13 protein-coding genes are annotated in these 12,712 nt (G+C 67.2%); 12 read left to right on the forward strand and 1 reads right to left on the reverse strand.

Going from position 1 to position 12,712, the window contains the following annotated elements:
- Window positions 1–114 precede the first annotated feature (114 nt).
- The 10 genes from N4S67_RS15450 (at window position 115) to N4S67_RS15495 (ending at window position 10,110) form a co-directional block, all read left to right on the forward strand.
- Window positions 115–678: an Rv1476 family membrane protein gene (locus N4S67_RS15450; protein ID WP_260993831.1), complete on the forward strand. Its 564-nt coding sequence runs from the start codon at window positions 115–117 to the stop codon at window positions 676–678.
- A 311-nt stretch (window positions 679–989) separates the two neighbouring features.
- Window positions 990–2,408 carry an NlpC/P60 family peptidoglycan endopeptidase RipA gene (ripA, locus tag N4S67_RS15455; RefSeq protein ID WP_260994059.1) on the forward strand — a complete coding sequence of 473 codons (1,419 nt, stop codon included), beginning with the start codon at window positions 990–992 and terminating at the stop codon, window positions 2,406–2,408.
- Window positions 2,402–3,127, forward strand: a complete 726-nt coding sequence (gene ripB, locus N4S67_RS15460; protein WP_260993832.1) for an NlpC/P60 family peptidoglycan endopeptidase RipB — start codon at window positions 2,402–2,404, stop codon at window positions 3,125–3,127. Before ripA ends, ripB begins: the two co-directional genes overlap by 7 nt.
- A 149-nt stretch (window positions 3,128–3,276) precedes the next feature.
- The gene (gene moxR1 / locus N4S67_RS15465) at window positions 3,277–4,425 is read left to right on the forward strand and encodes a chaperone MoxR1 (protein WP_260993833.1); all 1,149 of its coding nucleotides are present in this window, start codon (window positions 3,277–3,279) and stop codon (window positions 4,423–4,425) included.
- Window positions 4,422–5,366 (forward strand): DUF58 domain-containing protein, encoded by a 945-nt coding sequence (locus tag N4S67_RS15470; protein WP_260993834.1) that lies wholly within the window; start codon window positions 4,422–4,424, stop codon window positions 5,364–5,366. The genes moxR1 and N4S67_RS15470 overlap by 4 nt, the downstream gene beginning before the upstream one ends.
- Before the next feature lie 31 nt (window positions 5,367–5,397).
- Complete coding sequence (locus tag N4S67_RS15475; RefSeq protein WP_260993835.1) at window positions 5,398–6,405, forward strand: VWA domain-containing protein; 1,008 nt, start codon at window positions 5,398–5,400, stop codon at window positions 6,403–6,405.
- Window positions 6,406–6,433: 28 nt separating this feature from the next.
- Window positions 6,434–7,444: a VWA domain-containing protein gene (locus N4S67_RS15480; protein ID WP_260993836.1), complete on the forward strand. Its 1,011-nt coding sequence runs from the start codon at window positions 6,434–6,436 to the stop codon at window positions 7,442–7,444.
- A 55-nt stretch (window positions 7,445–7,499) separates the two neighbouring features.
- Window positions 7,500–8,264 carry a 3-oxoacyl-ACP reductase FabG1 gene (gene fabG1 / locus N4S67_RS15485; RefSeq protein WP_260993837.1) on the forward strand — a complete coding sequence of 255 codons (765 nt, stop codon included), beginning with the start codon at window positions 7,500–7,502 and terminating at the stop codon, window positions 8,262–8,264.
- 29 nt (window positions 8,265–8,293) lie between these two features.
- On the forward strand, window positions 8,294–9,103 hold the full coding sequence (inhA, locus tag N4S67_RS15490; protein ID WP_260993838.1) for an NADH-dependent enoyl-ACP reductase InhA: 810 nt from the start codon (window positions 8,294–8,296) through the stop codon (window positions 9,101–9,103).
- Window positions 9,103–10,110, forward strand: coding sequence for a ferrochelatase (locus N4S67_RS15495; RefSeq protein ID WP_260993839.1), 1,008 nt, complete (start codon window positions 9,103–9,105; stop codon window positions 10,108–10,110). Before inhA ends, N4S67_RS15495 begins: the two co-directional genes overlap by 1 nt.
- Here the strand turns inward: N4S67_RS15495 and N4S67_RS15500 are convergent.
- Window positions 10,107–10,958, reverse strand: coding sequence for a hypothetical protein (locus N4S67_RS15500; protein ID WP_260993840.1), 852 nt, complete (start codon window positions 10,956–10,958; stop codon window positions 10,107–10,109). The genes N4S67_RS15495 and N4S67_RS15500 overlap by 4 nt on opposite strands.
- 60 nt (window positions 10,959–11,018) lie before the next feature.
- Between N4S67_RS15500 and N4S67_RS15505 the strand changes: the two genes are divergently transcribed.
- Together N4S67_RS15505 and N4S67_RS15510 are read left to right on the forward strand one after the other, a co-directional pair.
- Entirely contained in the window at window positions 11,019–11,450 is a 432-nt protein-coding gene (locus tag N4S67_RS15505) for an NfeD family protein (RefSeq protein ID WP_260993841.1), read from the forward strand.
- A 34-nt stretch (window positions 11,451–11,484) separates the two neighbouring features.
- On the forward strand, window positions 11,485–12,705 hold the full coding sequence (locus tag N4S67_RS15510) for an SPFH domain-containing protein (protein ID WP_260993842.1): 1,221 nt from the start codon (window positions 11,485–11,487) through the stop codon (window positions 12,703–12,705).
- Window positions 12,706–12,712: the final 7 nt, after the last annotated feature.

Below are 12,712 nucleotides of genomic sequence, written 5' to 3' on the forward strand. Positions count from 1 at the left end.
CTCACAATCCTAACAGTACGCTTGTCCTGCAAAGAACTCAGGGCTGTTTTCAGTCTCGTCCCTCACAGGTCGTGCTGCCACCTGGTTACCCACTCAATGCAGTACCGTGCCGGTGTGACCGGACCGCACCTGCTCCCGTTCCCGCCTGCCTACATTCCGCCCGACATCTGTGGTCCTGTCGGGCAGGATCCCGCGACGACGCCGGTCGACGTGTGCGTTGACATGGTGCGCGCCGACGTCGCCGACGATGGGGTCAGCGCCGCGCCAACCCCCGAGAACGAGGGTCTGGCGGCGGTCGTGGCGGACGCGAAGCAGCAGGGCATCGACCTCAAGGTTGTCGTGGTCGGGGAGAACCCGGCGATCGATACGCCGCTGCGGGATATCGCCACCGAGATCGGCGAGGCGTTTCCGGATTCGACGGTGTTGGTGCTGAGCCCATCGGAGTCCGGCACCTACAGCGCGACCTACGACCGGGCGACGCTGGAGGCCGGCCAGGACGTCGCCGAGGGGCGCGGTCCGGTGCAAGGGACGAAGAATTTCGTCAGCCAACTGACCACTCCGGATTTCCCGTGGACCGCATTCACGATCGTGCTCGTATTGGGCGTCGCGGCCGCCGTCGTCGTTACCCGCGCGCTACAAGTGCGTAGTAGGCGCGCGCTATCTCGAGAGCCGTCGTAAAGGGTGCGCCAGCAGGCGTTTCAGAAGTAATTCGCGCATATTGCGCAATTACGAAAGTCACAGCGCGATAACGCTATTCGCAATTACACTGCTGTAATTTGTGACTAAAGTTTCTTTAGCGTCAGATGTGACGTACGGTGCAATCGGCGCCTGATGTTGTAGTTGTGCTTCTTGGGACTTCTGCGCACTCGCGCTGACCAATCTGCTGGCACGTTCGCGTTTGAGCCCGAGGAGACCTGAGTCGAATGAGACGCACCCTTGGCGCCTTGCGGACGCGAGGAGCCATAAAGCCATGGCGGACGCGAGGAGACATAAAGCCATGGCGGACGCGAGGAGCAGTAAAGCCGTCACGGCTGTGCGGGCGTCTGGGCGCGGCTTTGCTGGCGGTCGGTGTACTGGCCGCGACACCGGGACTGGCCACGGCTCAACCTGGAAGTCCTGACAGCCTGGCCTCGCTCGTTGCCGCTGTCGCCGATGCGGACCAGAAACTGCACGACCTCGGCGCGGCGATTCAGGCCAAACAGGAAAGCGTCAACAAGGCGATCCTCGACGTGCAGACGGCGCGGGACAACGCTGCGGCCGCGCAGCGCGAGGTCGAGGCCAGCGGTCAGCGGGTCGCGGAGGCCAACACAGCGATCACGGCCGCGCAGCAGCGATTCGACTCCTTCGCCGCCGCCACGTACGTCAATGGCCCGTCGGATTCCTACCTGACCGCCGCCGACCCCGACGACATCCTCAACACCGCCGCGGCCGGGCAGACGCTGTCGGTCAGCGCGCAGCAGGTGATGGACGATCTGCAGCGCGCGCGCACCGAACAGGTGAACCGGGACTCGGCGGCGCGGCTGGCCAAGCAGAACGCCGATCGGGCGGTCGCCGACGCCGAAGCGAGCCAGCAGACCGCGGTCTCGGCATTGGCCGAGGCGCAACAGACGTTCGGCGCCCAGCAGGCCCAATTGGACAAGCTGGCCGCCGAACGCGCCTCTGCGCAAGCCAAACTCGAGCAGGCGCGGCCCACCGTGAAATCTGCGGCGACCAACCCCGCGGCGGCACAGCCCGTGGCGGCCGAGACGGGCGACAACTGGGATCGTGCGCCCAAGCGCGCGTCGCCGGCGACCGGCAACTGGGCCACCGGATGGGACCCGACGCTGCCCGCTATTCCGAGCGCGTTCGTCAGCGGCGATCCGATCGCGATCATCAACACCGTGCTGGGCATGATGTCCACCTCGGCGCAGGTGACCCAGGACATGGGCCGTAATTTCGCGCGGAAGCTGGGCCTGCTGCCGACCCCCAGCGGCTACACCAACGGCGCGATTCCGCGCGTCTACGGCAGGCAGGCCACCGAGTACGTGATCCGTCGCGCGATGTCACAGATGGGTGTGCCCTACTCGTGGGGCGGCGGCAACGCCGCCGGGCCCAGCCGCGGAATCGACTCCGGCGCAGGCACTGTCGGTTTCGACTGCTCCGGGCTGATGCTTTACGCGTTCGCGGGCGTCGGCATCAAGCTCGACCACTACTCGGGTTCGCAGTACGACGCCGGTCGCAAGATCCCGTCGTCGCAGATGCGCCGCGGCGACATGCTCTTCTGGGGTCCCAACGCCAGCCAGCACGTCGCGCTGTACCTCGGCGACGGGCAGATGCTCGAGGCGCCCTACACGGGCTCGCATGTGAAGGTCTCGCCTGTGCGCACCAGTGGCATGACCCCGTATGCAACGCGACTCATCGAATGGTGACGAAAAGGAATACTTTGCGGTCCAGGCTCTTTCGGCTCCTGTCCGGCTCCATTGTCTCGGCGGCGGCGCTTGCCGTCGTTGTCGGCTTGTCCACCCCGGCCACGGCCGCACCCGACGACGGTCAGTGGGATCCGACACTGCCCAAACTGATCAGTTCGGGTGCGCCGGGTGATCCACTCGCGGTGGCCAACGCGTCACTGGCGGCCACCGCGCAGGCCACTGAGATCACGATGGATCTCGGCCGGAAGTTTCTCAGCGGCCTCGGCTTCGGCCCCGCGCCGACGGTCGCCAGCGTGGCTCCGGGTCGGGTCCGCGGACCCCAGGCCATCGAGTACGTGATCCGTCGCGGCGCGACGCAGATGGGTGTGCCGTACTCATGGGGCGGCGGCAAGCCCAACGGACCCAGCCGCGGCGTCGATTCCGGGGCCAACATCGTCGGATTCGACTGCTCGGGGTTCACCCAGTTCTCGTTCGCCGGCGTCGGCGTGCTCATCCCGAAGTACTCCGGCGATCAGTACGACACCGGGCGCAAGGTTCCGGTAGCGCAAGCCAAGCGCGGCGACTTGTTGTTCTGGGGGCCCGGCGGCAGCCAGCACGTGGCGCTGTATCTCGGCGGCGGCCAGATGATCGAGGCCTCCGGCAGCGCGGACAAGGTCACCGTCAGCCCGGTGCGGCGCGGCGGCCTGCAGCCCTATGCGGCGCGGATCATCGAATCCTGAGCAGCACCTGAGCGAATCGGCCAACGGTGCGGGCAACGTCGACGGATTCCGAACTGCCTGGAATAGTTGACCAGAAGCGTGCGGTCAAGACTGGCCAACGTGGCTCGGACCAGCGAGCTGACCAGCGAGTCGATGTGGAAGGAACGTTGATGACGTCACCGAGTGGGCCGTCGCAGGGCGCCGGAGGATATCCCGGCCAGGCACCGGCGCAGGGCTACCCGCAGGGCTCGCACTCCGCACCGCCCGCCCCCGCCAACAATGGCGGGCTGCAGCAGGAGGTGCACACCCTCGAACGGGCCATCTTCGAGGTCAAGCGGATCATCGTCGGCCAGGACCAGCTGGTCGAGCGGATGCTCGTTGGCCTGCTCGCCAAGGGCCACGTGCTGCTCGAAGGTGTGCCCGGCGTGGCCAAAACGCTGGCCGTGGAGACCTTCGCCAAGGTCGTCGGCGGCACCTTCGCCCGCATTCAGTTCACCCCCGACCTGGTGCCCACCGACATCGTCGGCACCCGCATCTACCGGCAGGGCAAGGAGGAGTTCGACATCGAACTCGGCCCGGTGGTGGTCAACTTCCTGCTCGCAGACGAGATCAACCGCGCGCCCGCCAAGGTGCAGTCGGCACTGCTGGAGGTCATGGCCGAGCGCAAGATCTCCATTGGCGGCAAGACGTTCCCGCTGCCCGCACCGTTCCTGGTGATGGCCACGCAGAACCCGATCGAGCAGGAAGGCGTCTACGCGCTGCCCGAGGCTCAGCGCGACCGGTTCCTGTTCAAGCTCAACATCGACTACCCGACGCCCGAGGAAGAGCGCGAAATCATCTACCGGATGGGCGTGAAGCCGCCGGAGCCCAAGCAGGTGCTCGCGCCGGGCGACCTGCTGCGCCTGCAGGACGTCGCCGCGAACAACTTCGTGCACCATGCGCTCGTCGACTATGTGGTGCGGGTCGTCACCGCCACCCGTGAACCCGAGAAGTTCGGCATGCCCGATGCGAAAGCGTGGATCGCCTACGGCGCGTCGCCGCGCGCCTCGCTGGGCATCATCGCCGCTTCCCGCGCGCTCGCACTGGTGCGGGGTCGCGACTACGTGATCCCGCAGGACGTCGTCGAGGTGATCCCGGATGTTCTGCGTCACCGGCTGGTGCTGACTTACGACGCGCTGGCCGACGAGATCTCGGCCGAGACGGTGATTAGCCGGATTCTGCAGACCGTGGGTCTGCCGCAGGTCAATGCCATTCCGCAGCAAGGTCATTCGGTGCAGCCCGTCGTGCCTGCCGCAGCGGCTGCGGCCAGCGGTCGGTGACCAGCTCCCGACGTAGGGTCGACCTGCCGTCGCTGAAGCGCGGGGAGATCCGCGACCCTGCGCTGTCGGCTGCGCTGCGCAAGCTCGAGTTGACCGTGCGCCGCAAGCTCGACGGCGTGCTGCACGGCGATCATCTCGGTCTGCTTCCCGGCCCGGGCTCCGAGCCGGGCGAATCGCGGATGTACCAGCCGGGCGACGATGTGCGACGGATGGACTGGTCGGTGACCGCGCGCACCACCCATCCGCACGTGCGTCAGATGATCGCCGACCGTGAGTTGGAGACCTGGCTGGTCGTCGATGTCTCCGCCAGTCTGGATTTCGGCACCGTCGAGTGCGAGAAGCGCGACCTCGCAGTGGCCGCGGCTGCCGCGATCGCGTTCCTCAACAGCGGCGGCGGAAACCGGCTGGGCGCCATCATTTCCAACGGCGACGCCACGCGGCGGGTCCCTGCGTTGTCGGGGCGCATGCACGAGCAGGAACTGCTCCGCGCCATCGCCACCACCCCCAAGGCGCCGCCCGGAGTTCGTGGCGACCTCGCCGCCGCGATCGACGCGCTGCGCAGGCCCGAGCGGCGGCGAGGTATGGCGGTCATCATCAGTGACTTCCTCGGCCCCATCGACTGGATGCGTCCGTTGCGGGCCATCGGCGCACGGCATGAGGTGCTGGGCATCGAGGTGCTCGATCCCCGCGACGTCGAGCTGCCGCCGGTCGGCGACGTGATACTGCAGGACGCCGAGACTGGCCGGGTCCGCGAATTCACCATCGACGAGCAGTTGCGTGACGACTTCGCCAAGGCTGCGGCGGCGCATCGGGCCGAGGTCGCGCGGACACTGCGTCGATGCGGCGCCCCGCTACTCTCGCTGCGCACCGACCGCGACTGGATTGCCGACGTGGTCCGGTTCGTCGCGACCCGACGGCTGGCGTTGGCCGGTCGCGCTTGAGAGCTTTTGACCTCGAAATGTTAGAGCGCACATGACGTTACCGTTGCTCGGCCCGATGTCGCTGTCGGGGTTCGACAATGTCTGGTTCTTTCTGTTCCTGCTCGCGGTACTCGGGCTGATCGCGCTGTACGTCGTCGTCCAGCTGGCCCGGCACCGGCGCATGTTGCGGTTCGCGAACATGGAGTTGCTCGAAAGCGTCGCGCCCAAGCGACGGGCCCGCTGGCGGCACGTGCCCGCGATCCTGCTCGTCATCGCACTGGTGTTCTTGACCGTGGCGATGGCCGGTCCGACGCACGACGTCCGGATCCCGCGCAACCGCGCGGTCGTGATGCTGGTGATGGACGTGTCCCAGTCGATGCGGGCCACCGACGTCGCGCCGAACCGGATGGCGGCCGCCCAGGAGGCGTCCAAGCAGTTCGCCGACGAGCTGACGGCGGGCATCAACCTCGGCCTGATCTCCTACGCCGGCACCGCCACCGTGCTGGTGTCGCCGACCACCAGCCGCGAGGCCACCAAGAACGCGATCGACAAGCTGCAGTTCGCCGACCGCACCGCCACCGGTGAGGGCATCTTCACCGCTCTGCAGGCGATCGCGACGGTCGGCGCGGTGATCGGTGGCGGCGACGAGCCGCCGCCGGCGCGCATCGTGTTGTTCTCCGATGGCAAGGAGACGGTGCCGTCCAATCCAGACAACCCGAAGGGCGCCTACACCGCGGCGCGCACGGCCAAGGATCAGGGGGTGCCGATCTCCACGATCTCGTTCGGTACGCCCTACGGCTACGTCGAGATCAACGACCAGCGCCAGCCGGTGCCCGTCGACGACGAGATGCTCAAGGAGATCGCCGACCTTTCCGGAGGCGAGGCGTTCACCGCGTCCAGCCTCGAACAGCTGCGTGAGGTCTATGCCAACCTGCAGCAGCAGATCGGCTACGAGACGATCAGGGGTGACGCGAGTGTCGGCTGGCTGCGTCTCGGTGCGCTCGCCCTGGCGCTGGCGGCGTTGTCGGCGCTGTTCATCAACCGTCGCCTGCCGAACTGATGCGCATGCCAAGGGGTGACGATCTGATATGACCCTTCCGCTACTGGGACCGGTGTCGCTGACGGGTTTTCAGCACATCTGGTGGTTCGTGCTGTTCCTGGTCGTCGTCGCGGGGCTGGTCGGGTTCTACCTCGTCGTCCAGCGCTCCCGACGGCGACGGTTGCAGCAGTTCGCCAACACCGAGTTACTCGACAGCGTGTCGTCGAAGCGTCCTTCCAAGTGGCGCCACATTCCGGCCGCGCTGCTGGCAATCTCGTTGTTGCTGTGCACGATTGCGTTGGCGGGCCCCACCCATGACCAACGGCTGCCGCGTAATCGGGCCGTCGTGATGCTGGCCATCGATGTGTCACAGTCCATGCGGGCCACCGACGTGGAACCCAACCGGCTCGCCGCGGCGCAGGAGGCGTCCAAACAGTTCGTCGACGAGCTCACCCCCGGAATCAACCTCGGCGTGATCGCCTATGCGGGCACGGCCACGGTGCTGGTCTCGCCGACCACGAACCGAGACGCGAGCAGACGTGCCATCGACAATCTGCAGGTGGCCGACCGCACCGCCACCGGTGAAGCGATTTTCACTGCCCTGTCGTCGATTTCGACCGTGGCGGCCGTAATCGGCGGGGGGGACGAGCCGCCGCCCGCGCGCATCGTGTTGTTCTCCGACGGCAAGGAGACCGCGCCGTCGAACCCGGACAACCCCAAGGGCGCCTTCACCGCGGCGCGCACGGCCAAGGACCAGGGGGTGCCGATCTCGACCATCTCGTTCGGCACCCCGAACGGGTCGGTCGAGGTGAACGGCGAGCGCGTGCCGGTGCCCGTCGACTCCGAGATGATGGAGAAGGTTGCGCAACTGTCCGACGGCGAGTCCTACACCGCGTCCAACATCGCCGAATTGAATAAGGTGTACTCCACGCTGCAGGACCAGATCGGCTACGAGACCGTCCGAGGCGAGGCGACGACGGGCTGGCTACGGCTCGGCGCCCTGGTCGCGGCTCTGGCGGCGCTCGCGAGCCTCCTGATCAACCGTCGGCTGCCGTTGTGAGCGCCGCGACTAAGGCGATTTCTTAAGAATGCTGTCCAGGCGATAGGTTGGCCGCATGACCGAGACTGCTGTACCTGAATCGGCCAGCCAGACCGACGTGGGCCGTCCGCCCTTCGTTTCCCGCTCGGTGCTGGTGACCGGCGGCAACCGCGGCATCGGCCTGGCCATCGCCCGGCGCCTCGCCGCCGACGGCCACAAGGTGGCGGTGACCCATCGCGGATCGGGTGCTCCCGACGGGTTGTTCGGCGTCGAGTGTGATGTCACCGACAACGAGGCCGTCGACCGCGCCTTCTCAGCGGTCGAGGAGCACCAGGGCGCGGTCGAGGTGCTGGTGTCCAACGCCGGCATCTCCGCGGACGCGTTCCTCATGCGGATGACCGAGGACCGTTTCGAGAAGGTCATCGACGCGAACCTGACCGGGGCGTTCCGGGTGGCGCAGCGCGCCTCGCGGAGCATGCAGCGCAAGCGGTTCGGGCGGATCATCTTCATCGGTTCGGTGTCTGGCATGTGGGGGATCGGCAATCAAGCCAACTACGCGGCCGCCAAGGCGGGCCTGATCGGAATGGCGCGCTCGATCTCCCGTGAGCTGTCGAAGGCCGGTGTCACCGCCAACGTGGTCGCGCCCGGCTACATCGATACCGAGATGACCCGCGCGCTCGACGAGCGGATCCAGGAAGGGGCGCTGCAGTTCATCCCGGCGAAGCGGGTCGGCACCGCCGAGGAGGTCGCCGGGGCAGTCAGCTTTCTGGCGTCCGAGGATGCGAGTTACATCGCCGGTGCGGTAATCCCGGTCGACGGCGGTATGGGCATGGGCCACTAGTCGGCATCGAACACAAGGACAGGACATTCATGACAGGGTTTCTCGAAGGCAAACGCATCCTCGTGACGGGGATCATCACCGACTCCTCGATTGCATTCCACATCGCGCGGGTGGCCCAGGAGGAGGGGGCCGAGCTGGTGCTGACCGGTTTCGACCGGCTCAAGCTGATCAAGCGGATCGCTGACAGGTTGCCCAACCCGGCGCCGCTGCTCGAACTCGACGTGCAGAACGAAGAGCACCTGAGCACGCTGGCCGACCGGGTCACCGAGGTGATCGGCGAGGGCAACAAACTCGACGGCGTCGTGCACTCGATCGGCTACATGCCGCAGTCCGGAATGGGAATCAACCCGTTCTTCGACGCCCCCTACGAAGACGTCGCCAAGGGCATCCACATCTCGGCGTATTCCTATGCCTCGCTGGCCAAAGCGGTGCTGCCCATCATGAACCGTGGCGGCGGCATCGTCGGCATGGACTTCGACCCGACACGCGCAATGCCGGCGTACAACTGGATGACCGTGGCCAAGAGCGCGTTGGAGTCGGTAAACCGGTTCGTTGCCCGCGAGGCGGGCGCCTACGGTGTGCGCTCCAATCTCGTTGCCGCAGGCCCGATTCGGACGCTCGCAATGAGCGCGATCGTCGGAGGTGCACTCGGTGACGACGCGGGCGACCAGATCAAGCTGTTGGAGGAGGGCTGGGATCAGCGGGCGCCGCTGGGCTGGAACATGAAGGATCCCACGCCCGTGGCCAAGACGGTCTGCGCGCTCGTGTCGGACTGGCTGCCGGCCACCACCGGCACTGTCGTCTACGCCGACGGCGGCGCCAGCACTCAGTTGCTGTAGTGGACATAGACGCGGTACTGCTGCTGTCGTTCGGGGGGCCCGAGGGCCCCGACCAGGTGATGCCGTTCCTGGAGAACGTCACTCGGGGCCGCGGCATACCGCGCGATCGGCTCGCCAGCGTCGCCGAGCACTATCTGCACTTCGGTGGCGTTTCGCCGATCAACGGCATCAATCGTGCGCTGATCGAGCAATTGCGAAGTTACGTCCACGTGCCGGTGTACTTCGGCAACCGCAACTGGGACCCGTATGTCGAAGACGCGGTGACCGCCATGCGCGACGAGGGAGTCCGCAGCGCCGCGGTGTTCACCACCTCAGCGTGGGGCGGTTACTCCAGTTGCACCCAGTACGTCGAAGACATCGCGCGCGGACGCGGCGCAGCGGGTGAACGCGCCCCGCACCTGACCAAGCTCCGGCAGTACTTCGACCACCCGCTATTCGTGCAGATGTTCGCCGACGCGGTGACCGTGGCCGCGCAAACCGTCCCACAGGGCGCCCGCCTGATCTTCACGGCCCACTCGATCCCGGACGCGGCCCGATCGCGTTGCGGCGCAAACCTGTACGCACGCCAAGTGGCATGGGCGTCCAAGCTTGTCGCGGCCGCGGCGGGGTATGACGACTACGACCAGGTGTGGCAGTCGCGGTCAGGCCCGCCGCAGGTGCCCTGGCTCGAACCCGATGTGGGCGACCATCTTGCGGCGCTGGCCGAGGCGGGCACCGAGGCGGTGATCGTCTGCCCGATCGGGTTCGTGGCCGATCACATCGAGGTGGTGTGGGACCTCGATCACGAACTGCGCCAGCAGGCGCAGGAAGCGGGCGTCGGTTTCGCGCGGGTCGCGACGCCGAACGCGGACCTCGCACGGGTGGCGGCCGACCTGCTCGACGAGTTGCGCACCGGCCGGGAGCCCCTCCGCGTGTCGATCGACGCCGAGAGCCCGCCCCTACAGGGGTTTTCCGTCGACGGCGCGCTATGCACGTCGATGTGCGAGTCGACTGTCGCGCGGCGCTAGTTCCGCCACGCCGAGTGCAGGATCGCGTTGACGGCGGCCAGCCGGGCCGACCGCACGACGCCGGTAAGCGGGCGAAGCGCCTCGTTGGCGATCTGGACCTCGGTCGAGCTGTGCAGGCCGATCGGGATCAGACCCGAGCTGACGGTGATGATCGCGTCGACGTGTCCCGCGTTCTCCAGTACGCGAAGCGCCCGCGTCGGTGCGTGGTCGGGAACCCGGTGTCCGCGTGCCTCTTCGAGAATCTGCTCGACGAGCCCGCGCGGATCTTCGACGTCAGCTCCCGCGGCGCCCGCGCGCAGGGTGCCCAGCGCCTCGGCGGCCGACCGGACCGCCGACCGCAGGGTGTATTCGGCCTCACCGAGATCGACCGGCTCCGCCGGGGGCACACCGGGCACCGAGTACACCGTCCAGGACAGAGCGCAGAGGGCGCTCTCGAAGTCGGGGTCGTCGTCGCCCTCGTCGTATTCGAAATCCGGCACCAAACCGACTGCCGCGGAGGGATCGCCCGTGACGAGGATGGCCTCACCGGCGGTCACTGCATCGCGCTGGAACTGTGTTCCTGCGGGTAGGCCGCGGACGTCGCCGGGCACCGGCAGTGCGACCGATATCGCGGGCACCGAGGCCGCTGTGCCCGCCGCTGTCCGCAGCGTCTGCAGCAGCGACACCGCACCGACATCGTTGAGATCCGGCCACGAGAGGCCGGTGCGCATCGCAGCGATCGAGTCGTACGCCGTGACGGAATGCCTTGGCGCCCACTGCGATAGCGCGTCCAACACGTCATCGGGCGCGGCCGCGCCGGCGAGCCAGGCGTTGGCCCAAATAGACAGCGAAACACTGGGACACCACATGATGCTCGCAGTGTAGTTGTAAGCCGCTCATCGGGCTGCTCGCGAGGATAGGCTGGGGCCATGCCCGTTTGGTTGATCTGGTTCATCGCCGCGCTCGGTCTTGCCGGGGCCGAGGCACTGACCGGTGACCTGTTCCTGCTCATGCTCAGCGGCGGGGCTCTGGCCGCCGTCGGATCGAATCTGATCTTCGACAACTACGTCATCGACGGCGTGGTTTTCCTGGTGGTTTCCCTCCTGCTGCTCGTGCTGGTCCGTCCGGCGCTGCGGAAGCGCTTCAACTCGGGTCCCGCGCTGCCGGACCGGGCCAAAGCCCTGGAAGGCAAGAACGCGCTGGTGCTCGACCGGGTGGCGCGCCACGAAGGTCAAGTGCGACTCGACGGCGAAGTCTGGACGGCGCGGCCGTACAACGACGACGATGTCTACGAACCGGGGGACCACGTCGCAGTCGTTCACATCGACGGCGCCACGGCCGTCGTCGCAAAAGTCGTCTAAAGAAGCCCGGACGAACAACGGAAGGACATCGGTCATGGAAGGTGCCGTCGCCGGCCTGATTCTGGTGGGTGTGCTGGTGATATTCGCCGCCATCATCGTCGCCAAATCGGTCGCTCTCATCCCGCAGGCCGAGGCCGCGGTGATCGAGCGGTTGGGTCGTTACAGCAAGACGGTTTCGGGACAGCTCACGCTGCTGTTGCCCTTCGTCGACAAAATCCGCGCCCGCGTCGACCTGCGCGAGCGGGTGGTGTCCTTCCCACCGCAGCCGGTGATCACAGAGGACAACCTCACGGTCAACATCGACACCGTCGTCTACTTCCAGGTGACCAATCCGCAGGCGGCGGTCTACCAGATCAGCAACTACATCGTCGGCGTGGAGCAGCTGACCACGACGACGCTGCGCAACGTGGTCGGTGGCATGACGCTGGAGCAGACGCTGACCTCACGCGACTCGATCAACGGGCAGCTGCGCGGCGTGCTGGACGAGGCCACCGGCCGGTGGGGACTGCGCGTGGCGCGCGTCGAGCTGCGCAGCATCGACCCGCCGCCCTCGATCCAGGACTCCATGGAGAAGCAGATGCGCGCCGACCGCGAGAAGCGCGCCATGATTCTGACGGCCGAGGGCAACCGGGAGGCGTCGATCAAGCAGGCCGAGGGCCAGAAGCAGGCTCAGATCCTTGCCGCCGAGGGCGCCAAGCAGGCGGCCATCCTGGCCGCCGAGGCCGACCGGCAATCCCGGATGCTGCGCGCCCAGGGTGAGCGGGCCGCCCAGTACTACCAGGCCCAGGGTCAGGCCAAGGCCATCGAGAAGACGTTCGCCGCGATCAAGGCGGGTCGGCCGACGCCGGAGATGCTGGCCTATCAGTACCTGCAGACTCTCCCGCAGATGGCCAAGGGCGAGGCCAACAAGGTCTGGCTGGTGCCGAGCGACTTCGGGGCCGCACTGCAAGGGTTCACCAAGATGCTCGGGGCGCCGGGCGACGACGGCGTGTTCCGCTATCAACCGTCGCCGGTCGAGGAGAACCTGCCCCGGCCGGAGGACGACAGCGACGAGGTCGCCGACTGGTTCAACACCCAGACCGATCCCGAGATCGCTCAGGCGGTTGCCGAAGCGGTCGCCGAGGCGCGCACGCCCGTGTCGGGTGCCATCGACGCACCGCCGCAGTACCCGCCGCTCAGCCAGCAGCAGCAGCCGCCGTCGAGCTATGCCCAGCCGCCGATCGCCGGACGCCACAGCGGCTCGACGGAGTTGTGAGCCCGGC

It is taken from the genome of Mycobacterium deserti, from assembly GCF_025345615.1.
Classification (GTDB): Bacteria; Actinomycetota; Actinomycetes; order Mycobacteriales; family Mycobacteriaceae; genus Mycobacterium; species Mycobacterium deserti.